Below are 25638 nucleotides of genomic sequence, written 5' to 3'. Positions count from 1 at the left end.
TCAATGCAAACCCACATCAAATCACTGATAGCGAGCATGATTCTGGCATCCTCAGTCGTCGGCATGGCACAGGCAGCGGAACCCTTAGCCCAAGATAAATCAGCAGATAAAGTTGTCATCGCGCACCGCGGTGCCAGTGGCTACTTGCCGGAGCACTCACTGCCCGCCAAAGCTATGGCCTACGCACAGGGCGCTGATTATCTTGAGCAAGATTTGGTGATGACCAAAGATAATGAGTTAGTAGTTCTCCATGACCATTATCTTGACCGGGTAACAGATGTCGCCGATCGCTTCCCTGACCGCGCCCGTAAAGATGGTCGTTATTACGCTATTGACTTTACGCTACCAGAAATCAAGTCACTGAAATTTACCGAAGGCTTTGATATTGGTAAAGATGGTAAGAAAGTGCAGAGCTATCCGGGCCGCTTCCCAATGGGCAAGTCTGATTTCCGTGTGCACACTTTCCAGGAAGAGATTGAATTTGTTCAGGGGCTGAATCATTCGACCGGTAAAAATATCGGTATCTACCCTGAAATCAAAGCGCCATGGTTCCATAAGCAAGAAGGTAAGGACATTTCTACCAAAGTGTTGGAAGTGTTAAAACAGTACGGTTACACCACCAAAGCCGATAAAGTCTATCTGCAATGCTTTGATGCCAATGAATTAAAACGTATCAAAAATGAGCTGGAACCCAAGATGGGCATGGACCTGAAACTGGTTCAACTGGTGGCTTACACTGACTGGAAAGAAACCTACGAACAGAAACCTAATGGTGAGTGGGTTAATTACAGCTATGACTGGATGTTCAAGCCAGGCGCAATGAAGAAAATCGCGCAATATGCTGACGGCATCGGCCCAGACTACCATATGCTGGTGGTGGAAACCTCGACACCAGATAACATCAAGCTGACGGATATGGTCAAGGAAGCGCATGCCAGCAATATGATGGTGCATCCGTTTACTATCCGCGCGGACAAACTGCCTAAATACGCCACTGATGTAAACCAACTGTTTGATATTATTTACAATCAAGCCGGGGTTGACGGGGTATTTACCGACTTCCCAGATAAGGGTGTGCAATTCCTGCAAAAACAGGGACAACACCAGTAAGTGATTTATCTGGGATAACTTAGCATCTGAGATAACTTAATATAAGAAATGGCGCACTCATCTACAGTGCGCCATTTTTTTTACTGCAATGAATCAGTTACTTATCAGTACCTAAAAACATCTTGCGCAGATAATGGGGTACTGCGTCATCGGCATTTGAGCCGATCACTTCCAGGTTCGGTAACATATCTTTTAGGCGCTGATGAGCATCGCGCATGATGCAGCCCTTGCCCGACATAGACAGCATTTCCAGATCATTCATACCATCGCCAAACGCGATACATTCTTTCAATGAATAACCAATAATTTTAGACACTTGCTCAAGCGCATGGCCCTTGGACACCCCGCCGCCCATCACTTCCAGACAGGTCGGGAAAGAGAAGCTGACATTCACCCGATCGCCCCAACGTGCATTGATGGCTTCTTCCAAAATCAATAATTTATCGTGATCTTCGCAGGTGAAGTAAACCTTACACACCCCGTCAGTCGGCAGCAAAGCTGGCTCGAACACTTGATATTTGAACACCGACTCGCGGAAAAACTCTTCCTGTTCAGGGCTTTCGCGGTTCATATACCATTCATCATTCAAATAGACGTTGGTCAGAATATCTGAATTGTGATGTTCAATATTGTACAAATCACGGGCAATGTCAGCATCGAGGTTATGACTGAAAATCAGCTCCCCTGCGGTGTTATGCACACGCGCGCCGTTGGAGGTTATCATAAAGGCGCTGATATCCAGGTTGTCGCGGATTTGGGCCACATCAATATGGTGGCGGCCAGTCGCAAACACAAAGTGCACATCGCGCTGCGTCAGCAACTTGAGTGTCTCTTTGGTATAAGGCGTCAATATGTGGTCAGGTGACAGCAGGGTGCCATCTAAATCGGAAGCAACAACATGATACATAGCGGTATGTTCTAACCTCTGGTGGTGTCGGGATTTACCGGCCGACGGATTGTTTATGTTGCAGACAATGTTTATGTTGCAAAGAAGAGTTATGTTGCGCAAAAAAACGCAATATGGCGCTTAGCGCCTCGGCACGCAGGGTGTCCCGCTCGAACAGGATCTCATGGCGTGCACCTTGAATGACCTTAGGCTGCCCCCCTTCGCAAGGGTGCCCCGCCAGAATCATTGCCTGAGAAAATGCATTATGGGCCGGGTTATGCACTACCCGATCCTCACTGGCCTGTAGTAACAGAACCGGCGTAGTAATTTTGTCTGCCTGGGCGATAATTTGCTCACCCACCAGCATGCTTTCACGGATCCAATGATAAGTTGGCCCGCCGACACGGATTTCTGGTGTATCCGCATATTGGCGCAAATAGCGGCGATAGCGCTCACGGCTGTGAGTCAACATATTGACCATATAGGGTAATGGCCGCCATTGCCCAGTGCCGATGGCGTAATAATCCCGCAGTTTTTGATGCTTTTCAGCCCAGTCGACAATCCGGTGAGCCAGCCAGCCCGGCATCGGCAAATGGATGCCAAACATGGGCGCACAAAGCGCCACGGCATCAAATGCCTCTGGCTGCTGCGCCAAAAAGCGCGTCAGAATTGCGCCCCCCATAGAATGGGCCAGTGCAAAACGCTGCTGATAATGGCTACCGGTTATTTCGCGCTGCACCAACTGCGCAAAATCTTCAATGTAATCATCAAATTTGATCACATGACCGCGGTTACCATCCTCCAGTATACGCCCTGATCGCCCCTGACCACGATGATCCAACACTATAACATCATAGCCTTGCTGGAATAGATCATAAGCTACTTCGGGGTATTTGACGTAACTTTCAATGCGACCAGGCACCACCACCACCACGCGGGTATGTTGAGGTGAGCAAAAACGAACATAGCGAATGGGGATATTATCGACCCCCATAAACTCGTCTTCATCCCGCTGCTGCCAAAAATCTAACAATGGGCCGTTAACAAAAGCAGCAAACTGCTCTTCACGGGTCAACCAGCTATTATCTAACGGCATAGTGTGTCTCTATAACGACATAGTTTGTCTCTATAGCGGCATAGTTTGTCTCTAACAGCATAGTGCGGCCCGATATAATATAACGTTATAAATCATAGCTGATTGCATCCTTTGGCTGGAGTCATTGGGTACTCTGTGAGCCATAGCACATTGATTAGCAATAGAGTATTGTGGCATAAATTTATGCATTCTGGGAGTTTTGCCAATGACCTTAGACTGGTGGTTAACTTATCTGCTGACCACAATTATTCTCAGTTTGTCCCCCGGATCGGGTGCCATCAATACTATGAGCACCACCATCAGTCATGGTACGCGCGGCGTGATTGCCTCCATCTGCGGATTACAATTGGGGCTGGCTGTGCATATTGTGCTGGTCGGGGTGGGCCTTGGCGCACTGATTTCACAATCTCTGCTGGCATTTGAGCTGTTAAAATGGCTCGGAGCGGCTTACTTAATTTGGCTTGGCATACAACAATGGCGCGCCGCCGGGGCGCTGGACTTGCATGCATTAGCGAACAGCCTGCCACGGCGCAAGCTGTTTAAACGCGCGGTGTTCGTCAACCTGACCAACCCGAAAAGCATTGTTTTTCTGGCCGCGTTGTTTCCACAATTTGTCCTGCCGCATCAACCGCAAGTGGCGCAATATCTGATTCTCGGCAGCACCAGTGTGATAGTCGATATTATCGTGATGATGGGTTACGCGACTCTTGCTACGCGAATCGCGGGCTGGATTAAATCACCGCAGCAAATGAAATTATTGAATCGGATATTTGGCGGTTTATTCATGTTGGTAGGCGCATTATTAGCCACCGCGCGCAAAGTATAAAATACATTGATATGCCCCGACCGGGTAACTCACCGGTTGGGGAACTCGCTAGCGAGACAATATCAGATGGATACCAAAACCAGCAAAGAGTACCCCTGCCAGCCCATCAATCCATTTGGATAATCGTTGGTAACCACGGCGCATCACCGGCAAAGCAAAGACACAGGCCACAATGCTAAACCATATAAAAGTTTCCGCCACAATCAGTACAAATAAACCCCAGCGTGCGCCAGCAGTCACATTATCACCAACAAACAATGAAAATACGCTGCCGAAATAGATAACCGCTTTGGGGTTCGATAAATTAGTCAGAAAACCACGCACGAAAGTCCGGCCACGCGCAGGAAGTGCAACTTGCACCTCACTTTCTGAAGTATCTTGTTTGGAACGGGCGGATTTCAGCAGTTGCCAACCCATCCAGCACAGATATAACCCACCGCCGACCATAATGATTTCATGTAACCACGCCATTTTCTGCAAAATGAGATTTAGCCCCATCAGGGCGACACCAGCCCAAACCACAATCCCCAGCGAAATACCGACCACACCCATCATGGCTTCGCGCCGTGAGCGGCTGGCCGCGGTTTGCGAGACAAAAAAGAAATCCGGGCCGGGGCTCATCAGAGCCACCAAATGCACTAGCGCGACAGTCAGAAATAGCATTAGCATAATGAGATTCTCATAGCAGGAAAGGCGACCTGTTAGTCGTCGTTGTTATCTACGTGGTCGCGGATCATCGCCATAAACGGCGCGCCAAAGCGCTCCAACTTACGTTGCCCGACGCCACTGACACTCAACAGCTCACTGGCCGTGATCGGCATCTGCTCCGCCATCTCCAACAAGGTGGTGTCGTTAAACACCACATAAGGCGGAATATTGCCTTCGTCGGCGATAGATTTGCGCAATTTACGCAATTTGGCGAATAATTTGCGATCGTAATTGCCGCCGTAGGATTTTTGATTAGCACTGCTGCGCACTTTCAAACTCTGAATACGCGGCACCGCCAATTGTAATGGCAATTCAGCACGTAATACCGGACGCGCGGCCTCGGTCAACTGCAAAGCAGAGAACATCGCGATATTTTGGCTCAGTAACCCAAGGTGAATTAGCTGGCGCAACACACTGACCCAGTGCTCATGGCTTTGCTCGCGACCAATGCCATAGACCGACAGTTTGTCATGACCAAACTCACGAATGCGCTGATTATTTGCCCCGCGCAGCACCTCGACGATATAGCCCAAACCAAACTGTTGCCCGACCCGATACACACAAGACAGCGCTTTTTGCGCATCAGCCAGCCCATCATAGCGCTTTGGCGGATCCAAACAAATATCGCAGTTACCGCATGGCTGCTGCTTGCCCTCACCAAAATAGTTCAGCAACACCAATCGGCGGCAGGTTTGTGCTTCGGCAAAAGCCCCCATCGCATTGAGTTTATGCCGCTCAATATCTTGTTGTGCGCCGGTCGGTTTCTCTTCCAGACAGCGGCGTAACCACGCCATATCGGCCGGGTCATACAGCAACATCGCCTCGGCGGGTAGACCATCACGCCCGGCACGGCCAGTTTCCTGATAGTAAGATTCGATAGTGCGCGGAATATCAAAATGCACCACAAAGCGGACGTTGGGTTTGTTAATCCCCATGCCGAAAGCCACGGTGGCGACCACCACTTGCAAGTCATCGCGCTGGAAAGCTTCCTGCACATGCGCCCGGCGCTCATTATCCAACCCCGCATGGTAAGCCGCCACACTTAAACCACGGCTTTGTAGGCGCGCGGTGGTGTCTTCCACTTTTGCCCGACTGTTGCAGTAAATAATGCCACTTTTGCCGCGCTGGTCTTGAACAAAGCGCCACAGTTGATCAAGGGGTTTGAACTTCTCTACCAAGGTGTAGCGAATATTGGGGCGGTCAAAACTGCTGACCTGAATTAAGGGCTGCTCCAGATTAAGCAGCCGCACGATATCACCGCGCGTGGCTTCATCAGCCGTCGCGGTCAGCGCTATTACCGGTAAATCAGGGAAACGTTGCTTTAACTGACCAAGGGCACGGTATTCCGGGCGGAAATCATGGCCCCATTGAGAGATGCAGTGCGCCTCATCCACCGCCAACAGCGCAGGACGCCACTGATGTAGTTGGTCGAGAAAACTCTCCATCACCAGCCGTTCCGGTGCGATATACAGCAGTTTAATTTGACCACTGCGGCACCCGTCCATCACCGCCAATTGCTGCTCACGAGTTTGTGATGAGTTTAAGCACCCCGCGCCCACACCATAGGCCAGCAGTTGGTCAACCTGGTCTTTCATCAGAGAGATTAAGGGGGAGACCACCAACGTTAGGCCATCCGTCACCAATGCCGGTATCTGATAGCACAAAGATTTACCACCGCCCGTTGGCATCACTACCAGACAGTCTTGCCCTGATAGGGTGGCATTGATAATTTCTTGTTGTCCGGGCCGAAATTGCTGGTAGCCGAAAGTATCTCGCAATACTTGCTGTGCCAGTAACTCCCTATTTATCACTGCGGCGGTTGACACACTATTCCCCAACTATGAGATCTGCACAGGCCGGTGAACCGGCCTGTGTCTGAAACTTTTCTAACGCCGGATGACGTTAAAGGACATCATTCAACATGATACCCACACCCACCCGTGTTTGCCTAAAGTTATAGTCAATCATTGACTCACCATAGCCACTGAACACTTGGGTATAGAAACGAACATGCTTGGTAATCGGGTAGCTCCAGCCCATTTCAGCACCGCCGTAACCCGTATTCCAGTTATAGCGACCATCCAGACTAAACACACTTTCACCCAGAGCATAGCCCACTTTCAGGCGGTAATAACCCATGTATTTATTGATATCCGGGTTGTCATCTTTGGCATCATTTTCGGGCAAACGATACCAAGGTTTCAGGTCAATTTCCAAGTTGCCGCGTTGTGCCATGAAGCGGGTATAAACGCGATCCCAGCTACGTGAGGTTGGATCGGCTTTGCCGTTAGATTGGTGATTATAACCAAACTCTACTTCACGGAATGTCCAGCCCGCCAGCTCATAATCTGTGGCCCATGCCAGGAACACTTGCGGTTCGTAGTTGGTTTCACGGAAAGGTGAAGATTCATCTTTGTTCGATGCTTGCCACCAGGAACGTTGAGTATAAGACGCACCCAGCAACGAGTTATCACCGGCAATACCGCGCCAGATAGGGAAGCCTAAACTCAGTTGGAATTTAACTTCATCCTTATTGGCATTCTGCGCCCAATCATAAGAGCTTATCGCATCTTTATTGATATCGCTGGTATAGGTGTATAACAAATAGTTTGTTTCATACGGATAAAGTAAGAACGGATTGTCGTGATCCTGCAACATCGCCGCGATAATGCTGCCACGCACTGTCGGTGCGTCATGAATTTTCTCAACCGTTGCTTCTTCTGCTTGCGCCAATGTTGGCACCAGTAATAACGCGATTAAAACCTGCCAAAATCTACCCATAATTCCCTCATCGTTTTACGAATTATTTCTATTTGTAATGAAAACAGCTCATTCTACACACAAATGTTATCTGAGATTAGTGTTGTTTATATTTATGATTTAACGACTGGAAAACAACAAAATAGGAGCATAAAATAAACAAACTAATAACATGAGAAATTATCTTTTAAGAGAAAAATAATGCCTGTAACACCTTTAACACTGGAAAGTGCCCGTAGCCTTATTGGTGAAATTTTTGTTTATCACATGCCATTTAACCGCGAATTGGGATTAAAATTAACTCGTTTCGAGCAAGATTACGCCGAAATTACTTTTGATAATAATGACAAGCTGGTCGGTAATATTGCGCAGCGGATATTGCACGGCGGTGTTATTGCCGCAGTGTTAGATGTTGCCGCTGGTCTGGTATGTGTTGGGAATAGTCTGGTTCGCCATGAACCACTGATTCAGGAACAACTGCAAATGAAGCTGGCGAAAATGGGCACCATCGACCTGCGCGTCGACTATTTGCGCCCTGGCCGTGGTGAGCACTTTACTGCCAGCAGCAGCATCTTACGCAGTGGTAACAAGGTGTCTGTTGCCAGAGTTGAATTGCATAATGAAAACCAAATGCATATCGCCAGCGCAACTGCGACCTATTTGGTTGGCTGATGCGACCTATTGCGGTGATGAATAATAACGTGAAGTTAAGTACACTCACCGCATCTCCTTTCTTGTTCTGAGCCACACCATGGATAAACAACGAACCCGTCAGGGCATTTTTTTTGCGCTGGCTGCCTATTTTATTTGGGGTATTGCCCCTGCTTATTTCAAGCTCATCCAACAGGTGCCGGCTGATGAAATTTTGACTCATCGGATTATTTGGTCATTTTTCTTTATGCTGATTTTACTGACTGTCAGCCGCAATTGGCCCCAAGTTCGCCGCGCCATTAAAAACCGTAAACGTTTGTTATTACTGGCTGTTACCGCCGTACTAATCGCCAGTAACTGGCTATTATTCATTTGGGCGGTCAACCACAACCACATGCTGGAAGCCAGTCTGGGTTACTTTATTAACCCGTTGGTCAACGTGTTATTTGGCATGCTATTTCTCGGCGAGCGTTTTCGTCGCATGCAATGGGTTGCGGTGGCACTGGCGTTCGGCGGGGTGCTCATTCAGCTGTGGCAATTTGGTTCACTGCCCGTGATTGGTTTGGGCCTGGCGATTACCTTTGCGTTATATGGCTTAATTCGCAAAAAACTGGGGATTGATGCCCAAACCGGCATGTTGGTTGAAACAATGTGGCTATTGCCGATTGCGGCAGTTTACCTGTTCTTTATTGCCGACAGCCCGACCAGCCACATGGGGGCCAATGCCTGGTCGCTGAATATTCTGTTAGCTGCTGCGGGGGTGATTACCACTATTCCGCTGCTGTTCTTCACCGCCGCCGCCACCCGCTTGCGCCTTTCGACACTGGGCTTCTTCCAATATCTGGGGCCGACGCTGATGTTTATTCTGGCGGTCACTTTCTATGGCGAGACTATCGGCAACGATAAGATGGTCACTTTCGTCTTTATCTGGGCGGCGCTGTTACTGTTCACGTTGGATGCACTTTACACCCAACGCAAGCTGCGTGCCTAGTTATCAAGCCTACAAAAATGCCGGTTACTCATTGAGCGATGAATTGATAACCAAAGAACTTGACGTTGCAGGTAGGCAGCAAGCGAACTCATCCCGATGAGCTTACACAAGTAAGTGATTCGGGTGCGTGAACGCAGCTAACACCCCTGCAACTTCAAGGGCGAAGGTTAAAGCCAGTTCTTGCGTTTGAAATAGAGATATGGCGCTAACCCGGCAATAATCATCAAACTGATTGCCCCTGGGTAACCAAACGACCAGCGCAATTCCGGCATAAATTCAAAGTTCATCCCGTAGCTGGACGCCACCAAGGTGGGCGGCAGGAACACCACCGACACCACCGAGAAGATCTTGATAATGCGGTTCTGCTCGATGTTGATAAAACCCATCGCCGCTTGCATTAAGAAGTTAACTTTCTGGAACAAAGATTCATTGTGCGGCAACAGAGATTCGATATCGCGCAGTACCTCACGGGCCTGTTCCAACTGGCCACTGGGTAAACGGGCCTTACGCACCAAGAAATTCAGCGCCCGCTGGGTATCCATTAGACACAACCGGACTTTCCAGCCGATATCTTCCTGTTCTGCCAGTGTGGAGAGCGCAGCATCATATTCATCGCCCTGCTGGCCTTCCATGATGACGCGGCTCAAGGCTTCCAAGTCGCTGTAAATATTCTCGATTTCATCTGCCAGCTGCTCAATTTTAGTTTCAAACAAATCTAGCAGCAATTCATAGGCGTTGCCGTCAACCAGTGTTTGGTTGCGCGCGCGCATGCGATACAAGCGGAATGCCGGTAATTCGCGTTCGCGCAGGGTATACAGGCGGCCATCACGAATAGTAAATGCCACAGTTGAGTTACCGGCGTGGTCGTCAGCATCTTCATAATAGAAGAAGGAGTGGATATGCAGGCCATCTTCGTCTTCAAAGAATCGCGCGGAGGCCTCGATGTCGTCCAACTCTGGCCGCGTGGCCAGGCTTTGCCCTAACTCATTCTGGACGCGTTCCCGCTCACCCTCTTCTGGCTCGACTAAATCGACCCAAAGTGAGGAAGTCAGGTCATCTGATTCATCCAGCTCCAAACGGGATAAGCGATTGTTACTTAATTTAAATGCGCTCAGCATGTGCCAAAACTCCCTTGCGGTGATGGATAGGGAAAACGCATTGAAGCACAGAAACAGGTCAGTATTGAAATACCCTTTGTTTCAGACCATAAGGAGATCTGACTCACAGCGGCGGTTTAGCGGGGCCGCTGACAACCACGAAGGCTATCAGCAAATATGAGGATAGCCTTAGAAGTTGCACCCTATGAACAGGTTATTGAGCCAGTATCTACTGGGTGTGTCCAAGGCGAATGTCCTCATCAAGAATAGTGCGCGCATGTTACGCCGAGAAGAAAAAGGCTGTCAACCGGTTAAAAGGTGTTAATTCATGAGCACAATTTTTAGTTCTGAGCGGCAAGATTTATTATCCAACAGCACGCAGCTATATACCTTAAATAATTCGAGTTGCAGAAAGGCGGCAAGTGAGTGACAAATCGGTCGGGAACCGATTTGAACAGCATTTATGCTAGCCCGCAGGGTGAGCCTCAAGGATGAGGCTCATTAATCCCCAAGAACTTACACAAGTAAGTGACTGGGGTGACAAATCTGCGGGGAGCAGATTTGAACGCTGCTTGCAGCGGCCTAGCAGAGGCGAGGCCCATGGACGGGCCGAGTAGTGAAAGCAGCCAACACATATGCAGCTTGAAGTATGACAGGTATAACATCGCTCTGTTTACGCTAGATTACAGTCAGCCACTCTTAAGGATATTTGACCAAAATGAAGCAAATCACCCAACAAACTCTGGTGCAGTTGAGCCAGCAAGCCCAGCAGTCACCGCGTCAGAGAGCCAATCTTAACTTCCACCCACAGCTCGACGACCCCATACAGCGCCTGGCGATTGCGATGGAGCCAGAGACTTATGTTCGCCCTCATCGCCACCCTCACACTTGGGAATTACTGACAGCATTACACGGCAGCTTTATTGTGCTGCTGTTTGATGATGCAGGAAAAGTCACCCACCGTGCGCTATTGGGCCAGGAAACCGCTATTCTGGAGATCCCCGCTAATGTGTGGCACGCCGTGCTCTCACTGGAAGAAGGGGCGGTTATTTTTGAAGTTAAACACGGCCCTTACCAGCCCATTACTGCCGAATACTTCGCCAGTTGGTCACCCGCCGAGGGTGAAGCGAAAGTCAGCAACCTATTGGCGTGGTATGCGACGGCTGATATTGGCGCGCGCTATCAGTAATAATATCAGTAAAAAACCGAAGCCAGCTTCGACTTCGGTTTTGTGTATCCTGCATCTTTATTTAGCTGATAATCCAGCAAAAATCACGAACAGGCTTTCCCTTGGTATTGGCAAAACAATCAACGTTTTATATTTTTAAACTGCTTAGTGGTATCCGTCAGTGCAACTTCTGTTGGTAACCGCTCCATGGAGCTGGCACCGTAGAAACCATCACATTGCGGACAATTATCCAAGATGTATTGAGCATCTTCTGGGGTAGAAATCGGCCCGCCGTGACACAACACAATCACATCTTCGCGCACCGCTTTTGCGGCAGCGGCCCATTCATTAATCAGAGGCACACAGTCAGCCAGCTTCAACGCGGTGTCAGCACCAATATTGCCGCCGGTGGTCAGCCCCATATGAGGAACAATAATATCGGCCCCCGCTTGAGTCATGGCGACAGCATCTTCGGCACTGAAAATATACGGCGTGGTGAGTAAATCTTTCTCGTGAGCCAGACGAATCATGTCCACTTCCAGACCATAGCCCATGCCAGTTTCTTCAAGGTTAGCGCGGAAATTCCCGTCAATTAAACCCACTGTTGGGAAATTCTGCACACCAGAAAAGCCCAATGCTTTCAGTTGATCCAAGAAGTGGTCAAACTGACAGAACGGGTCAGTACCATTGACCCCCGCTAGCACCGGCGTGTTCTTGACCACTGGCAACACTTCTTTTGCCATGTCGACCACAATTTCATTGGCATTGCCGTAGGCCAGCAGACCGGCCAGCGAACCGCGACCGGCCATGCGATAACGGCCCGAGTTATAGATGACGATAAGATCAATACCGCCGGCTTCTTCACATTTGGCCGACAAACCTGTACCCGCACCGCCGCCGATAATCGGCTCACGGCGGGCAATCATTTCCCGGAATTTAGCCAATATGGCCTGGCGTTGAAATTTTGGCATATGCTTCTCCACGAAGTTTACAGTGAGCAGTAATGGCCCTAATGGGATCGGCTCTTTGCTATTTCTTTAAAGTTTTCTACCGCAGCTTGGGCAAACTGTGGGTCATTAATATTGAATGGATAGTGCACCAGACGGCGTTTTTCAGTTTGAATCACGGTTTCTTCCAGCGTGTGGATAAAAGCTTTCAGTGCTTTTTCATCCCAGAAAGGTTGGCCCGGTGCGTCTAGCGCTGAAAATCCGCCCAGTGGAATTAAGAAACGCACCTCGCCTTCGCAGCGGTTAAGCTTCTCGCCAATCCAGCGCGCCATCTCAATGTTTTCTTGCTCGGAGGTACGCATCAATGTGACTTGCGCATTGTGCTCATAGAACAAGCGGTCGGCATATTTCGTCGGAATGGTGGCGGGGTTACCAAAATTAACCATATCTAATGCACCGCAAGAGCCGACGTAAGGAATTTGGCTGTGAGCAATAGCATCAAACCTTTCTGGGCCGCATGCTAATACCCCACCAAATAACAGGTCGCAGACCTCGGTGGTGGTCAAATCCAGCGCCCCTGCCAGTAAGCCGCTTTCGGCCAATTTTTCCATCGCTTTGCTGCCGCTGCCGGTCGCATGGAACACTAAACAATCATATTCTGCCGATAATGCCGCGCTAACCGCTTGAATACAGGGGGTTGTCACACCAAACATGGTCAAACCCAGCGCCGGTTTATCATTGGTCGCGATTTCTTCTTTTTGCGCAAAATAAACCGCACCGGCAATTTGATGGGCCGCATTGCTCAGCACACGGCGGGAAATACGATTAAGCCCGGCAATATCAGTGACCGAATACATCATGGCGATATCACTGGCACCGATGTAGCCGGAAACATCAGCAGAAGCCATGGTTGACACCATCAGCTTAGGAATACCGATAGGTAAACTTTGCATCGCAGGGGTTATCAGTGCCGTGCCGCCGGAGCCGCCCAAGCCTAACAGCGCAGCCACGTCATCACGGCTGGCAATAAAACGCTCAAAAGCCACCGCCATCGCACTTATCGCCCGCCCTCTATCACCACAGAAGACGGCCTGACGCCCATCAGGATGATGGCTCGCCACCGTTTCGGCCGTGATATCAGCGCCGCCAGCGTGCTGACCTGCTTTGGTCGATAAATCAACCGTGACCGTCGTCAGGCCGGTTGCTTTAATCAATTCACTGACATAAGTCAGCTCATCGCCTTTGGTATCTGTCGTGGTCGCGATAAAAATATGACGGGGCATCTGAACATCCTTCTATGAATGCGGAATGTCACAAGAAATGAAGCGAGTTGGTTAAGATAGAAGCATATTGAGACTGTAGTATCATTTTCGCAAAGCATATAACTTAAATATGAGACTACAGTCTCAAAAATAATCTGAATATGGAGAGCATTCATGGCGATTTGTGCGAACGGTTTGTTATAGTGAGCAAAAATACGATCTCTAGATCATGGAGTGACCGTGAGTTATCAAGATAAACCAGAACGCGCCCCTCCATCGCTAACCACCATCAGGGCTAGAACCCGGCGGCTACTTATTGACACCGCGATGTCAATGTATGAACAAGGCGCATTTCCATCAATAACTGAAGTCGCCAATGCCGCCCAGCTTTCCCGTGCCACGGCTTACCGCTATTTCCCGACACAAAGTGCCTTGGTTTCTGCCATGGTCGATGAGAGTCTTGGGCCAATATTGGAATGGCAGCCTACTCAACCCGATGCCCACCAGCGTATTGCTGAATTACTGTCTTTTGCTTATCCGCGTATGTTGCAACATGAGGGCGTGCTGCGAGCCGCGCTGCACTTGTCTTTGCAACAATGGGCCGATAGCCGCAGCAATCCAAACAATGAAGAGAAGTTAGTCCGTGGTAACCGTAAGCGGTTGTTAAAGCTGGCGGTTGAGCCATTGGAAGGGAAATTAACACCAGAAGCACTGCAACGGGTGATTCATGCATTTTCGTTAATTTATGGATCAGAGGTGTTTATGGTGCTGAAAGATATTTGGCATTTAGATGATGCTGGGATTCAGGATGTTACCCAGTGGATGGGCAAAGCCATTCTGCTACAAGCAGAAACCGATGCAAAACTGGCGGCTCAGGATGGGAGCGAGAGCCGCTAATACCGCTGCGGCATTGAGTCACAGGGTTTACCCAAACCTATTGATATTGCAGGGTAAACTTAGACAGCTTCTAATCGGGCATAAGCCGCCACCAGCCACTTAATACCTTCGCCGGGGAAAGCCACTTGCAACCGACTATGCTCACCGCTGCCTTCCAGGTTGACGATGGTGCCCTCGCCAAACTTAGGATGGCGCACCCGCTGGCCTAGTGAGAAGCCACTGTCATTTTCGTTCATCGGCGTCCCCATGCTGCGGTGGTTGACCGGGCGGGAAACTGTCGCGCGCAGCCGCACTTCTTCAACACACTCCTGCGGCAGTTCGCCGATAAAACGTGATGGCCGATGATTCACTTCTTTACCATACAGACGGCGGCTCTCGGCATAACAGAGTGTCAGTTTTTGCATCGCGCGGGTGACCCCCACATAGGCCAACCGCCGTTCCTCTTCCAGCCGCCCACTTTCATCCAGTGCCATCTGGCTGGGGAACATGCCCTCTTCCATACCCACGATGAATACCTGCGGGAACTCCAGCCCTTTCGCTGAATGGAGAGTCATCAACTGCACGGCATCCTGATAAGCATCCGCCTGGCCCTCTCCCGCTTCCAGCGCCGCATGTGAGAGAAATGCCTGCAATGGCATCAAATCCTGATCTTCATCCTGATAGCTATATTGACGGGTCGCGTTGACCAGTTCTTCAAGGTTTTCAATACGCGCCTGGCCTTTTTCGCCCTTTTCCTGCTCATACATCGACCACAAACCAGAATCGCGCATCACTCGGTCAGTTTGGACATGCAACGGCATATCTGCGGTTTCATGCGCCAGTGAATCCACCAGCTCGACAAAACGCTGCAGCGCAGAAGCCGCACGGCCTGCCAGCACTTTTTCCTGCAACATGGCGCGGGTGGATTGCCACAACGTTAGCTGGCGATCACGGGCAGTCTGGCGCACCACATCTAAGGTGCGGTCTCCAATACCACGGGTTGGTGTATTCACCACCCGCTCAAAGGCCGCGTCATCATTGCGATTGGACATCAGGCGCAGATAAGCCAATGCATCTTTGATTTCTTGACGTTCGAAGAAACGCTGACCGCCATAAATACGGTATGGCGTGGCCGTCTGCAATAAAGCTTCTTCCAAAACACGCGATTGGGCGTTGCTGCGATACAAAATGGCACAATCATTCAGCGCACCGCCATTGTCGCGCCAGGCTCTAATGCGGTTCACCACAAAACGGGCTTCATCCAGCTCATTAAAGGCGCAATAGAGCGAGATTGGCTCGCCCTCAGCGCCTTCAGTCCACAGATTTTTCCCCATGCGGCCGTCATTATTGGCAATCAGGGCATTCGCTGCCGTCAGAATATTGCTGGTTGAACGGTAATTTTGCTCCAATCGGATAGTTTCAGCGCCGGGAAAATCTTTCAGGAAGCGCTGGATATTCTCCACCTGCGCCCCGCGCCAGCCATAAATTGATTGGTCGTCGTCGCCGACAATCATCACATTGGAGCGATCCCCCGCCAGCAGGCGGATCCAAGCATATTGGATGTTGTTAGTATCTTGGAACTCATCCACCAGAATGTTGGTAAAGCGCTCGCGATAATGATTCAGAATATGCGGCTTATTCAGCCACAGCTCGTGCGCACGCAATAATAGCTCGGCAAAATCCACCAGACCCGCGCGGTCACAAGCTTCTTGATAGGCTTGATAGATACGCAGCCACGTGGCTTCGACCGGGTTGCCGTAGCTCTCAATATGCTGTGGACGTAGCCCTTCATCTTTTTTGCCGTTGATGTACCACATTGCTTGCCGTGGTGGCCATTGTTTTTCATCTAAATTCAATGCTTTAACCAAGCGTTTCAATAAGCGCAGTTGGTCGTCACTGTCGAGGATTTGGAAATCCTGCGGCAGATTGGCATCCATATGGTGAGCACGTAGCAACCGGTGCGCCAGACCGTGGAAAGTCCCAATCCACATCCCGCCCTGACTGGTGCCAATCAAATGCTCAATACGGTGGCGCATTTCAGCCGCCGCTTTATTGGTAAAGGTGACCGCGATAATGGAGTACGGAGAGGCATTTTCTACTGACAACAGCCAGGCAATGCGATGCACCAGCACCCGGGTTTTACCACTGCCCGCACCGGCCAGTACCAACAGGTTGCAGCGTGGCGCGGCCACGGCTTCGCGTTGTTTTTCATTCAGGCTGTCGAGCAGATCAGAAACGTCCATAGGCACCGTTTATCGGGTAAGGGAAAATAGCCAAATCGCCGGTTTTCCGGCGATTTTAACATCATTCCACTGTGAATTTATACAGAGTTATTGCAGAGGATTATAGCAATGCTGTCAGGGAAGCCAACTGTGAAATTTCAATATGTGGCAATAATCGGCTATCACTGGCCGCCATCAGGTTTTGTTGACGATCATTAATCCAGCAAGCTTGCATGCCACAACGTAGCGAACCAGCAACATCCGTGGTCAGGTCGTCACCAACATGCAAGATATGTTTCAGCGGAATATCCAGATGATTCGCCGCCTTATGATACATATCGCGGAAAGGCTTGGCGCGGCCATGGGGGCCGGAGCGCAAAACAAACTGGAAATAATTGTCCAGCCCGCAAGCTTTGGGATCCGCATTGCCATTGGTGATGGCCACCAGCGGGTAATGCTCCGCCAACGCGCTCAGAGTGTCATGAGTGGCTGGCGGCACATAAATGCGGCTACGCCATAGGGCAAAGTTTTCCATCGCCGCATCAGCCCCACACTGCGCTTCTGACTTACTCAAGCCATGGCGAATCAGACCCAGCTCGATAGCATGCCAGCGCCACTGAGTGACATCGTGGTAAATATCCGGGTCTTGCGCCAGTAATTCACTGCGAAAACCATGCAAATCTGCGGCTTGTAACTGCGCCAAATTGGGATGGTATTGCTGTAGAAATGCCACAGATTCTTGTTCTGTACGGGATATCACCGGCCGATTGTCATACAGGGTGTCATCCAAATCGAAAGTAATGGCGGAGATACGCTCAAGTGGACGATAAAAATGCATCAGGATTTGCCTCGTTTGGCCCGTGGATGAGCAGCATCATACACTGTTGCCAGATGTTGAAAGTCGAGATGAGTATAAATTTGTGTGGTGGTCAGATTGGCGTGGCCCAGTAATTCTTGTACTGCGCGCAGGTCGCCGCTGGATTCCAGCATATGGGTGGCGAAAGAATGCCGCAGTTTATGAGGGTGAATATGGCTACTAACCCCTTGTTTTACGCCCCATTCAGCAAAGCGTTTTTGTACATTTCGCGCGGAAATTCGCTTACCGGTATTGGCCAAAAAGATGGCATCATCCTGCGGTTCAAACAATTCACGCAGTTCCAACCAATGCTTTAGCCACTTGACCGCCGTCTTGCCGATGGGGACTTTGCGCTCTTTGCTACCCTTGCCCATTACCCACACTTCGCCGCTCGCCAGATCCACATGTTTGCAGTTCATGCCGACCAGCTCCGATAAACGCAAACCCGCGCCATACATCACTTCCAGCATCGCCCGGTCGCGCACGGCCAGTGGGTCATTTAAGTCGATATCCAACAGTTTATCGACTTCATCGACATCAATATTTTTCGGTAGATGGCGGCCAGAGCGCGGGGTACTGACCCCTTTGGCGGGATTGACTGACATAACACCCTGACTGACCAGCCAGTTGAGGAAACTGCGCAAAGCCGAGAGCCGTAAAGCCAAGCTGGATGAGTGTAAACCGGCGCGTTTACTGCGGGAAACTAAGGAACGCACCTGAGCAGCATCAAGCCGCTGCCAGTGCGCCAGGCCCATTTGCTCGCCTATTGCCATGAGCGCCTGCAACTGGCGTCGATAACTGGTGATAGTCAGCGGGCTGAGTTGGCGCTCAACTTTGAGGTAACGCAAGAAAGCCTCGACCTGCGGGGCAAGCGAAGCACTAAATTCGGTCATACTGGCTCTATCCAGCGCTCCAGCAAGCTCGGCAGTAATGTAGATAACTGATTCAGCATCACCGTGCCCATGCCCTGCTGATAATGTTGTGTATCGCGGCTGCTGAAGATAATTACCCCCAGATCGCCGTCTTTGCCCAACAATGATAACGCCACCGACCCAACTTGCTTAGCTTGAGGCAATAGCAGCAGCAATTCCGGCCCGTTTAAGCCGCCAAGATAATGGCGTTCATTACCCAACCGCTGAATGCGCATCGGCTCAAAAGCATGGCGAGGCAGCCCCAAATGGGTGAAATCAGAGGGCGCGCCAGTTTGCCAGCGGTCAGTGAATAACCTGACATTTGCCCCAGCCAGCCCGAAATCTCTGGCCCAGCGCTGCAAGCGATTGAGCATATCTTGCAAGCTACTGGCGGCGGCAAGATTACCTTGCAGTTGCAGTAACCGGTTGAATAACACTTCATTCAGACCCGCCTGCTCCATCAGTAACGTAATCTCTTCTTCCAACTGACCTATCTGATTACGCTGACGCCCCAGTTGCCATTCCACCAGCGAGACTGAGCCTCTTACCGGGTGAGGAATATGCATCTGTTCAACCAAACGAGCATTGCGGATAAAGAAGTCGGGATTTTGCAATAAATACTGCATCACGGCATCGTCGTCTAACTCGATACCCGCTAGCGCCTGCTCCTCAGAACTTTTCATGTCACACCCGTCATAATGAATATTTATACCCTAAATAATTCGAGTTGCATGAAGGCGGCAACTGAGCGAGTCCCCAGGAGCTTACATAAGTAAGTGACTGGGGTGAACGAAGGCGGCCAACACACATGCAGCTTGAAGTATGACGGGTATACTATAGATGAATGAAGCCGTCATAAACATGTGTCGCCGGCCCGGTCATATACAGCGGGTGACCCGGCCCTTTCCAACTGATATGCAAGCTGCCACCCGGCAATTCGACATGAACCTCTTCACCCAACAATTCTTGCTGAATGCCAACCGCCACTGCCGCACAAGCCCCACTGCCACAGGCTTGAGTCTCACCGGCTCCGCGCTCATACACCCGCAAGCGGATATGTTCACGGCTCACCACCTGCATAAAACCGATATTGGCCCGTTCGGGGAAGCGCTCATGGCTTTCTAATACTGGGCCGAGCAAGGCAACATTGGCCACCGAAACATCGTCAACCTGCATCACACAGTGAGGGTTGCCCATCGAGACGACGCCACATAATACCGTGTGCTCAGCGGCGCGAAAAATGTAGGTTTTCTCCGCTTTAGTCGCCCGGAAAGGGACGGATTGCGGATCAAAATTGGGCTCGCCCATATTGACGCAAACCAGTTCATCCTCAGTCACGCTCAATATCATGCGGCCCGTTTGGGTGCTGACACTGATATCGCGTTTGTTGGTCAGCCCCTTCAGCCGTACAAAACGGGCGAAACAGCGCGCGCCATTGCCACACTGAGAGACTTCGCTGCCATCGGCATTAAAAATGCGGTAGTGAAAATCCAGCTCGGGATCATAGGGCGGCTCAACCACCAACATCTGATCAAAGCCCACGCCAGTGTGCCGGTCTGCTAATCGGCGGATTAACTCCGGCGAAAAGTAAACATTTTGGGTAACTGCATCGACAACCATAAAGTCGTTGCCAAGACCGTGCATTTTGGAGAACTGCATTTCATACTCCGCTGACTTTTATTTACCGGCTAAATTTTCGGTATTGGCTCAATCTGGCTGCGCTAGGGAGGGTCACTGTGGCCCAGCGATACTCTGGGTCGGTTTCGATTCACCCGGCATACCCTGCTGATTCTTATCGACCTGGCCGCTGTCTTGTTGTGCCGTTTCCACCTTGGGCTTATCTGACGGTGGGAAGTATAACGGGCCTTTCAGGCCGCAACCGGCAAGTGCTAACACCATCAGCGCGGTAAGTGACCAATATAATTTTTTCTTCATTTTTTAACGCCTGTAAATTGTTTTGACGCCGGTAAATGTATTAATGCCTGTGAATCACGCGTCTAAGGTCTCTATAATCGCAGGTGGATCATGAAAAGCAATAGGAATTGAATATGAACGACAGCGAGTTTCATCAGTTAGCCGATCAATTGACACTTTACATTGAAGAGACACTGGACGGTTTTAGCGGCGATAGCGATATTGATTATGAAACCAATGGTGGGGTGATGACCCTGACTTTCGAAAATGGCAGTAAGATTATTATCAACCGCCAAGAGCCATTACATCAGATATGGCTGGCGACTAAAGCAGGCGGTTACCATTTTGATTACCGCGAAGGGCATTGGTATTGCTCTCGTAGCGGCGAAGAATTCTTTACTAAATTGTCTGAAGCCGTGACCGCCCAAGCCGGGGAAAATGTGAGTTTTGGCTAACCGAACTTATTTGAGAGTTCAGTGAATGAAGGGTTAACCGCACCTAGGGCCACTCCGACGGCTCACGCCGTTACGGCCCCAACGGCACGATTCCCCTTCATTTAGCGTGGTCAGTAATCTGCGAAAAGGACACACTTTGGCGTGTCTTTTTACTGTTCAAGTTAATGTAGCTGAAACTGCTGGGCTGGCGCGGAGGTTTCTTTATCAGCAATATGCAGGTGAGACAGCGTATTGCTGCGGAAAGGAATCACCTGAGTCCGGCCATCTAACTGCACAATTTGGTAGAATTGCGGCAAGTTGAAGTTGATAAAGCTGGAGCCGTAGGTAAAACGGTCGTGGGAAGATGAATAGAAACGGCTGACATCCCGCACCAACTCCTCTTTACTGCCCTCGCAATGGTGATAAACCTCAACGCGGTTTGACTCATCCAAAATATAAATATTAAAGCCTTTCTCATCTGCGGTGCCTTCGAAGAAGAACTGAATGATCCCTTCGCTAGCAAAACCATCGACTACCGGCGGCAGATGAATTTGATCGGCTTCGACCTGAATCGATAACCCATGCAGCTTATTATTGGAAATCGCCCCGTAGAATTCGACGGCATTTTCCAATTTCTGCACCGAGACACTTAAGCGCTCAAAGAATAGCCCCCAAGTCTGCCCAGAAACCCGCACCGCTTTGAAACGGCCCGGTTCCTGACGAGTGCTGGACAAGCGCAGCTCAATGCATTCAGAAACCAATTGTTGGATACGGGTACGAATTAGGCCGCGTAAGTGTTGGCTATAGCAGAACACATCCACGGATTCTGGCGGTGCTGCATCCTGATGCATTTTGCCTAAAATAGTTTTCAGGGCTTCCAATACCGCCTGCTCACCACTGAAATGCAGGGTTCGCACTTCATTCCATGAGTTGCGGTACAGCAAATCGATGCTCCCGACCAGGCATTGCTGCTGCTCGCCAAAACTGAAAACATCCAGTTTACGGAAATCAAAATGAACCACCTGATTACGGAAAGCCGCAGTAGGGTCATGTTCCAGATTGACGATAATCGCCAAGTGGCGAATCTCACACGGGCTATACAGCGCTTTAGGTGTTGGTGCGGGCAGGCGCAGTGGGAAATGGTGAGAGATATCTGTCACCAACTCTTGCAGTTTCACGGTATCGCACAGATTGGCACTTTTAATATGCAGCCGTGTTTTGCACGTCAACAGGCCGTTAAAATAGGCCCATGACACCAATTTATTCAGATAACGATTATATTCCAGCGGCTGATGGCTGACGATAGCATCCATTGACGGCGCTTGATTATACAGATACCAACCCGGGCGGTTAGCACGGCCCGCAGGGACATGAATAAAGGTCAGATGCTCTTCTGAAAGATCCGGTGAAATTTGCGGGTTAACCAGTGTCACTTTGCCCGGCAAAGCTTCAAATGCCGCATACAATTTACGGGTCAGAACCCCGATATCCTGCGGGCTGGCGCTGACACTCAAGTTATTGCGCCGCGCAAAGCGAATCAAATTGCGATAGCTTTGCATCATGGCGTCCAACAGCTCGTTATGCGCCTCACGCACCCGTTCAATTTTCCAATTCGCGCGGTTATCCAGCACCGCCAGGTTCTCGTCACTCCAGCCCCATTCACTGACTAATTGGCTGAGAATCTCACGCCGCCAGCCAGCGCTAGCGGGCGTGCGAGATAATTTCTCACACACTTTGAGATAGAAACAACGGCGCACCAGATTCAAGCGGGTGGTGTCATTGATTTGGGTCAGATAGCGAGTGACGCGATCGAGCATCATGCAATAAGCATCAAGGCCAAACGCCACAATTTCACCGGCATGCAGCCGCTGCTTGATTTCCATCGCCAATAATTGGGAGTTAGGGTATTCCCACGAATAGGCTTCAAGCAGGACAGTTTTCAGCACCGCTTTATAAGGCGAATCAATACTCTTATACAATTGCCATAAACTGGCCCCGAAATACTCTTCCGCTGACAGGGTGCTCAAACCGCCCAAATCCAACCATTCATTCGGCGTCAGTACGCCCTGCGCATACAGCGACAGCACGTAATCATCGTAATTATTTTCTTCTTCAACCGGAACCATATTCCACAGAATACGTTTCCCAGCCAGACGAACCGCACTGCGGTAAAACTCATCCAGCAATAAAATATGTTGAGTGGAGCCGCAATCTTCACCACCCAGACTGCCACTGGCGTTATGGCGGAAACGGTTTTCATCTATCAGGAAGAAGCTGACTTCAACACCCATTGATGCGGCCCATTTTTCCAATAGGCTACATTTCTTTTGCAGGCGGTTGCGTTCTTCGGTATCAAGCCAGGCTTGGTGACACACCCAGATATCGAGATCGGATGTATGACACTGACCAATAGATGACGTGCTTCCCATTGAGTAGAGGCCGGTAATCGGCAGTTCACCGCCCACATTCTGCTGCAAAGGCTGGCCCCATTTGGCTTCAACCTCAGAGAGATAATCCTGTTGCGTTTCATTGGGCGTGAAAAGGCAGATGCCATGGGGAACGTTACCATCAAGGTAACCTGGCATCAGTGGGTGATGGCAATGTAATAGGGTCGGTAGCAGACTGTAGACCTTTTGGAAGGCTGGCCCCATGGCCGCCAAGGCGCGATCGACTCGTAATTGGTTGATCGCATCCAGTCGCTGTTTCAGTGTCTCGATGTAGAGGTACAAGACGTCTCGCCTGGTTATTCCGGTGCTTAGAATTGTTCCGGTGCTTAGAAAGAAACCCGTGTTCCAGATTCGTTTATGACTTTTTTTGACTTTCGCCCAAAATGTACTTTTTGTTGAACTGACCAAAAAACATTTTGTTTGAAGACATTTTGTTTGAATAACAATTAACGAATTATTGCTGGAAACGTGATCAATCTAACACCTTGCCGATTGACCGTAAAGAAAGTAAAGCTATCTCCACAATTATAACGTCTATTTATTGCCAAGGTCATTAGCGACCCCCGCCACTCTTGGGCAAATACACCCGCAGAAACACGCAGCGAACACCACTTTGTCAGTAACAAAGCTATAAACCCCTTATCCAGACAAGTATTTGTTAGAATAGTGGCTTTCCTATGCTCTTATCCGCCCGGTTGATGTGGCTACCGCACTGACAGTTTTCACCGGTCAATGGTAGGATGGGCCGTAAAATATAAAAACGGTAACAAGAAATGTTAGACAAAATTATTCGAATTGCCACCCGACAAAGCCCGCTCGCCTTATGGCAAGCACATTATGTTCAACATTTACTGCAAACCAATCATCCCGGTCTGCAAGTCGAATTAGTGCCAATGGTGACCCGTGGGGACATCATTCTGGACACGCCGCTGGCCAAAGTCGGTGGTAAAGGTTTGTTCGTCAAAGAATTAGAGTTGGCGATGCTGGACGGCCGTGCCGATATTGCCGTTCATTCGATGAAAGATGTGCCGATCGCTTTCCCCGACGGGTTGGGTCTGGTAACGATTTGTGAGCGAGATGACCCTCGTGATGCTTTCGTATCAATGAATTATGCCCATTTGGATGACCTGCCTGCTGGCAGCATCGTGGGCACCTCAAGCTTGCGCCGCCAGTGCCAATTGCGCGAACGCCGCCCGGATCTGATTATCCGTGATCTGCGCGGTAACGTCGGCACTCGTCTTGCCAAGTTAGATAAAGGTGAATATCACGCCATTATTTTGGCGGTTGCAGGCCTGAAGCGCCTCGGGCTGGAAACACGAATTCGCTATGCCATGCCGGCGGAGGAATCCTTACCTGCGGTTGGCCAAGGCGCGGTCGGCATTGAATGCCGTCTGGACGATGATTTTACCCGCAAACTGTTGGCACCACTGAATCATCGCGACACTGAATTGCGCGTATGTGCAGAACGCGCCATGAATACTCGCCTTGAAGGAGGCTGTCAGGTCCCTATTGGCAGTTATGCAGAATTGGATGGCGACACACTGTGGCTCCGCGCACTGGTTGGCGCACCCGATGGCAGCGAGATTATTCGCGGTGAGCGCCGTGGGCCGGCTGAAAATGCAGAGCAAATGGGTGTTGAGCTGGCCGATGAGTTGCTAGCTAGGGGCGCGCGCGAAATTCTGGCTGAAGTTTATCGGGATAATCCACCACTATGACAATTCTGGTAACCCGTCCATCCCCTGCCGGGGAGCAGTTAGTCAGCCGCCTGCGTGCGCTGGGCCGGGTTGCCTATCACGCGCCATTGATTGATTTTTCTCCCGGCGAAGACCTGCCAAAACTGCCCGCATTACTGCAAGATATGCAAGCCGGTGACTTGGTTTTTGCTTTGTCGCAGAATGCGGTGCGCTACGCTAGCCCGCTGTTAAAAAGAAATAACCTGTCATGGCCTGCACAGTTATCTTATTATGCTATTGGTCGTAACACAGCATTAGCATTGCATACCGTCAGCCGTTTGCACGTCACTTTCCCCCCCACGGGAGAGACCAGCGAGATGCTGTTATCATTGCCCGACTTGCAAAATTTGGCGGGCAAGAAAGCGCTGTTATTACGCGGTAATGGCGGGCGCGAGCTGCTCGGTGAAAGCTTGACTGAGCGGGGAGCCACGGTAACTTTTTGCGAATGTTATCAACGCAGCCCGATATTTTATGATGGCAGTGAACAAAGTGCGCACTGGCAACGTGCCGGAGTCGATATTCTGGTGGTGACCAGCGGCGAAATGTTGCAACAGATCTATACTTTGGTTCCTGATTATTATCGTTTGTCCTGGCTGCTCCGCTGCCGATTAGTGGTGGTGAGTGACCGCCTCGCTACCTTAGCGGCCCAAATGGGCTGGAGCCATATCCGGGTAGCGGACAATGCTGATAATGATGCGCTGATCCGCGCACTACAAGATTTTCAATAAACCTGAAACCTGACT

At 50.2% G+C, this 25638-nt stretch carries 24 protein-coding genes; 9 read left to right on the top strand and 15 right to left on the bottom strand.

All coding sequences use genetic code 11. The annotated features are described in order from the left end of the window. The first annotated feature begins 3 nt into the window (after nucleotides 1-3). Nucleotides 4-1110, top strand: coding sequence for a glycerophosphodiester phosphodiesterase (glpQ, locus tag DXZ79_RS01145; RefSeq protein WP_038638235.1), 1107 nt, complete (start codon nucleotides 4-6; stop codon nucleotides 1108-1110). A gap of 97 nt (nucleotides 1111-1207) precedes the next feature. Here the strand turns inward: glpQ and yigL are convergent, their stop codons facing one another. Then, a complete protein-coding gene (yigL, locus tag DXZ79_RS01140) occupies nucleotides 1208-2017 on the bottom strand; it encodes a sugar/pyridoxal phosphate phosphatase YigL (protein WP_038638227.1) in 810 nt (269 codons plus the stop codon). Between the two features lie 34 nt (nucleotides 2018-2051). Then, on the bottom strand, nucleotides 2052-3092 hold the full coding sequence (pldB, locus tag DXZ79_RS01135; RefSeq protein ID WP_120010998.1) for a lysophospholipase L2: 1041 nt from the start codon (nucleotides 3090-3092) through the stop codon (nucleotides 2052-2054). A gap of 205 nt (nucleotides 3093-3297) precedes the next feature. Between pldB and rhtB the strand changes: the two genes are divergently transcribed. After that, nucleotides 3298-3918 (top strand): homoserine/homoserine lactone efflux protein, encoded by a 621-nt coding sequence (rhtB, locus tag DXZ79_RS01130; RefSeq protein WP_120010997.1) that lies wholly within the window; start codon nucleotides 3298-3300, stop codon nucleotides 3916-3918. A 48-nt stretch (nucleotides 3919-3966) separates the two neighbouring features. Here the strand turns inward: rhtB and rhtC are convergent, their stop codons facing one another. From rhtC to pldA, 3 genes are all read right to left on the bottom strand, one after another. After that, nucleotides 3967-4587, bottom strand: coding sequence for a threonine export protein RhtC (gene rhtC / locus DXZ79_RS01125; protein WP_120010996.1), 621 nt, complete (start codon nucleotides 4585-4587; stop codon nucleotides 3967-3969). A gap of 32 nt (nucleotides 4588-4619) precedes the next feature. Continuing rightward, nucleotides 4620-6452, bottom strand: a complete 1833-nt coding sequence (gene recQ, locus DXZ79_RS01120) for an ATP-dependent DNA helicase RecQ (RefSeq protein ID WP_050292301.1) — start codon at nucleotides 6450-6452, stop codon at nucleotides 4620-4622. A 76-nt stretch (nucleotides 6453-6528) separates the two neighbouring features. Continuing rightward, nucleotides 6529-7407 carry a phospholipase A gene (pldA, locus tag DXZ79_RS01115; protein WP_038638216.1) on the bottom strand — a complete coding sequence of 293 codons (879 nt, stop codon included), beginning with the start codon at nucleotides 7405-7407 and terminating at the stop codon, nucleotides 6529-6531. A 180-nt stretch (nucleotides 7408-7587) separates the two neighbouring features. Here pldA and DXZ79_RS01110 point away from each other — a divergent pair, with 180 nt between their 5' ends. Beyond that, nucleotides 7588-8058, top strand: a complete 471-nt coding sequence (locus DXZ79_RS01110; RefSeq protein ID WP_038638214.1) for a thioesterase family protein — start codon at nucleotides 7588-7590, stop codon at nucleotides 8056-8058. A 79-nt stretch (nucleotides 8059-8137) separates the two neighbouring features. After that, nucleotides 8138-9028: an EamA family transporter RarD gene (gene rarD, locus DXZ79_RS01105; protein WP_038638212.1), complete on the top strand. Its 891-nt coding sequence runs from the start codon at nucleotides 8138-8140 to the stop codon at nucleotides 9026-9028. A 167-nt stretch (nucleotides 9029-9195) separates the two neighbouring features. Here rarD and corA read toward each other — a convergent pair whose 3' ends face one another. Then, nucleotides 9196-10146, bottom strand: coding sequence for a magnesium/cobalt transporter CorA (corA, locus tag DXZ79_RS01100; protein ID WP_004704595.1), 951 nt, complete (start codon nucleotides 10144-10146; stop codon nucleotides 9196-9198). Between the two features lie 697 nt (nucleotides 10147-10843). Here corA and DXZ79_RS01090 point away from each other — a divergent pair. After that, nucleotides 10844-11314 carry a WbuC family cupin fold metalloprotein gene (locus DXZ79_RS01090; protein WP_038638210.1) on the top strand — a complete coding sequence of 157 codons (471 nt, stop codon included), beginning with the start codon at nucleotides 10844-10846 and terminating at the stop codon, nucleotides 11312-11314. 119 nt (nucleotides 11315-11433) lie between these two features. On the opposite strand, the gene DXZ79_RS01085 is transcribed toward DXZ79_RS01090, so the two are convergent. Together DXZ79_RS01085 and DXZ79_RS01080 are read right to left on the bottom strand one after the other, a co-directional pair. Further along, nucleotides 11434-12264: a phosphoenolpyruvate hydrolase family protein gene (locus tag DXZ79_RS01085; RefSeq protein ID WP_120010995.1), complete on the bottom strand. Its 831-nt coding sequence runs from the start codon at nucleotides 12262-12264 to the stop codon at nucleotides 11434-11436. A gap of 38 nt (nucleotides 12265-12302) precedes the next feature. After that, entirely contained in the window at nucleotides 12303-13523 is a 1221-nt protein-coding gene (locus DXZ79_RS01080) for a Tm-1-like ATP-binding domain-containing protein (RefSeq protein WP_120010994.1), read from the bottom strand. A 219-nt stretch (nucleotides 13524-13742) separates the two neighbouring features. Here DXZ79_RS01080 and DXZ79_RS01075 point away from each other — a divergent pair, with 219 nt between their 5' ends. Further along, entirely contained in the window at nucleotides 13743-14399 is a 657-nt protein-coding gene (locus DXZ79_RS01075; RefSeq protein WP_038638201.1) for a TetR/AcrR family transcriptional regulator, read from the top strand. Nucleotides 14400-14458: 59 nt separating this feature from the next. On the opposite strand, the gene uvrD is transcribed toward DXZ79_RS01075, so the two are convergent. From uvrD to lptM, 6 genes are all read right to left on the bottom strand, one after another. Continuing rightward, a complete protein-coding gene (gene uvrD, locus DXZ79_RS01070; RefSeq protein WP_038638198.1) occupies nucleotides 14459-16621 on the bottom strand; it encodes a DNA helicase II in 2163 nt (720 codons plus the stop codon). Between the two features lie 100 nt (nucleotides 16622-16721). Beyond that, on the bottom strand, nucleotides 16722-17438 hold the full coding sequence (gene yigB / locus DXZ79_RS01065; RefSeq protein WP_038638195.1) for a 5-amino-6-(5-phospho-D-ribitylamino)uracil phosphatase YigB: 717 nt from the start codon (nucleotides 17436-17438) through the stop codon (nucleotides 16722-16724). Beyond that, on the bottom strand, nucleotides 17438-18349 hold the full coding sequence (gene xerC, locus DXZ79_RS01060; RefSeq protein ID WP_072089229.1) for a tyrosine recombinase XerC: 912 nt from the start codon (nucleotides 18347-18349) through the stop codon (nucleotides 17438-17440). The genes yigB and xerC overlap by 1 nt, the downstream gene beginning before the upstream one ends. Next, nucleotides 18346-19050 (bottom strand): DUF484 domain-containing protein, encoded by a 705-nt coding sequence (locus DXZ79_RS01055; RefSeq protein WP_038638192.1) that lies wholly within the window; start codon nucleotides 19048-19050, stop codon nucleotides 18346-18348. The genes xerC and DXZ79_RS01055 overlap by 4 nt, the downstream gene beginning before the upstream one ends. 151 nt (nucleotides 19051-19201) lie before the next feature. Next, entirely contained in the window at nucleotides 19202-20026 is an 825-nt protein-coding gene (gene dapF, locus DXZ79_RS01050; protein WP_038638189.1) for a diaminopimelate epimerase, read from the bottom strand. A gap of 72 nt (nucleotides 20027-20098) precedes the next feature. Then, nucleotides 20099-20302 (bottom strand): LPS translocon maturation chaperone LptM, encoded by a 204-nt coding sequence (gene lptM, locus DXZ79_RS01045; protein WP_120010993.1) that lies wholly within the window; start codon nucleotides 20300-20302, stop codon nucleotides 20099-20101. 113 nt (nucleotides 20303-20415) lie between these two features. On the opposite strand from lptM, the gene cyaY reads away from it, so the two are divergent. Next, a complete protein-coding gene (gene cyaY / locus DXZ79_RS01040) occupies nucleotides 20416-20736 on the top strand; it encodes an iron donor protein CyaY (protein ID WP_038638184.1) in 321 nt (106 codons plus the stop codon). A gap of 161 nt (nucleotides 20737-20897) precedes the next feature. On the opposite strand, the gene DXZ79_RS01035 is transcribed toward cyaY, so the two are convergent. Continuing rightward, on the bottom strand, nucleotides 20898-23444 hold the full coding sequence (locus DXZ79_RS01035; RefSeq protein ID WP_038638181.1) for a class I adenylate cyclase: 2547 nt from the start codon (nucleotides 23442-23444) through the stop codon (nucleotides 20898-20900). A gap of 491 nt (nucleotides 23445-23935) precedes the next feature. Between DXZ79_RS01035 and hemC the strand changes: the two genes are divergently transcribed. After that, the gene (hemC, locus tag DXZ79_RS01030; protein ID WP_038638178.1) at nucleotides 23936-24877 is read left to right on the top strand and encodes a hydroxymethylbilane synthase; all 942 of its coding nucleotides are present in this window, start codon (nucleotides 23936-23938) and stop codon (nucleotides 24875-24877) included. After that, nucleotides 24874-25623, top strand: coding sequence for a uroporphyrinogen-III synthase (gene hemD, locus DXZ79_RS01025; RefSeq protein WP_038638175.1), 750 nt, complete (start codon nucleotides 24874-24876; stop codon nucleotides 25621-25623). The genes hemC and hemD overlap by 4 nt, the downstream gene beginning before the upstream one ends. The last annotated feature ends 15 nt before the right edge of the window (nucleotides 25624-25638 follow it).

The organism is Yersinia rochesterensis, from assembly GCF_003600645.1.
GTDB classification, from domain to species: Bacteria; Pseudomonadota; Gammaproteobacteria; order Enterobacterales; family Enterobacteriaceae; genus Yersinia; species Yersinia rochesterensis.
Note: the sequence above shows the minus strand (reverse complement) of the source record. Positions and strands in the feature narration are given on the sequence as shown.

Bases quoted from the DNA above. Each gene is read 5' to 3' on its own strand.
- glpQ (WP_038638235.1), top strand. From the start codon at position 4: ATGCAAACCCACATCAAATCACTGATAGCGAGCATGATTCTGGCATCC.
- yigL (WP_038638227.1), bottom strand. From the start codon at position 2,017: ATGTATCATGTTGTTGCTTCCGATTTAGATGGCACCCTGCTGTCACCT.
- pldB (WP_120010998.1), bottom strand. From the start codon at position 3,092: ATGCCGTTAGATAATAGCTGGTTGACCCGTGAAGAGCAGTTTGCTGCT.
- rhtB (WP_120010997.1), top strand. From the start codon at position 3,298: ATGACCTTAGACTGGTGGTTAACTTATCTGCTGACCACAATTATTCTC.
- rhtC (WP_120010996.1), bottom strand. From the start codon at position 4,587: ATGCTAATGCTATTTCTGACTGTCGCGCTAGTGCATTTGGTGGCTCTG.
- pldA (WP_038638216.1), bottom strand. From the start codon at position 7,407: ATGGGTAGATTTTGGCAGGTTTTAATCGCGTTATTACTGGTGCCAACA.
- DXZ79_RS01110 (WP_038638214.1), top strand. From the start codon at position 7,588: ATGCCTGTAACACCTTTAACACTGGAAAGTGCCCGTAGCCTTATTGGT.
- rarD (WP_038638212.1), top strand. From the start codon at position 8,138: ATGGATAAACAACGAACCCGTCAGGGCATTTTTTTTGCGCTGGCTGCC.
- corA (WP_004704595.1), bottom strand. From the start codon at position 10,146: ATGCTGAGCGCATTTAAATTAAGTAACAATCGCTTATCCCGTTTGGAG.
- DXZ79_RS01090 (WP_038638210.1), top strand. From the start codon at position 10,844: ATGAAGCAAATCACCCAACAAACTCTGGTGCAGTTGAGCCAGCAAGCC.
- DXZ79_RS01085 (WP_120010995.1), bottom strand. From the start codon at position 12,264: ATGCCAAAATTTCAACGCCAGGCCATATTGGCTAAATTCCGGGAAATG.
- DXZ79_RS01080 (WP_120010994.1), bottom strand. From the start codon at position 13,523: ATGCCCCGTCATATTTTTATCGCGACCACGACAGATACCAAAGGCGAT.
- uvrD (WP_038638198.1), bottom strand. From the start codon at position 16,621: ATGGACGTTTCTGATCTGCTCGACAGCCTGAATGAAAAACAACGCGAA.
- yigB (WP_038638195.1), bottom strand. From the start codon at position 17,438: ATGCATTTTTATCGTCCACTTGAGCGTATCTCCGCCATTACTTTCGAT.
- xerC (WP_072089229.1), bottom strand. From the start codon at position 18,349: ATGACCGAATTTAGTGCTTCGCTTGCCCCGCAGGTCGAGGCTTTCTTG.
- DXZ79_RS01055 (WP_038638192.1), bottom strand. From the start codon at position 19,050: ATGAAAAGTTCTGAGGAGCAGGCGCTAGCGGGTATCGAGTTAGACGAC.
- dapF (WP_038638189.1), bottom strand. From the start codon at position 20,026: ATGCAGTTCTCCAAAATGCACGGTCTTGGCAACGACTTTATGGTTGTC.
- lptM (WP_120010993.1), bottom strand. From the start codon at position 20,302: ATGAAGAAAAAATTATATTGGTCACTTACCGCGCTGATGGTGTTAGCA.
- cyaY (WP_038638184.1), top strand. From the start codon at position 20,416: ATGAACGACAGCGAGTTTCATCAGTTAGCCGATCAATTGACACTTTAC.
- hemC (WP_038638178.1), top strand. From the start codon at position 23,936: ATGTTAGACAAAATTATTCGAATTGCCACCCGACAAAGCCCGCTCGCC.
- hemD (WP_038638175.1), top strand. From the start codon at position 24,874: ATGACAATTCTGGTAACCCGTCCATCCCCTGCCGGGGAGCAGTTAGTC.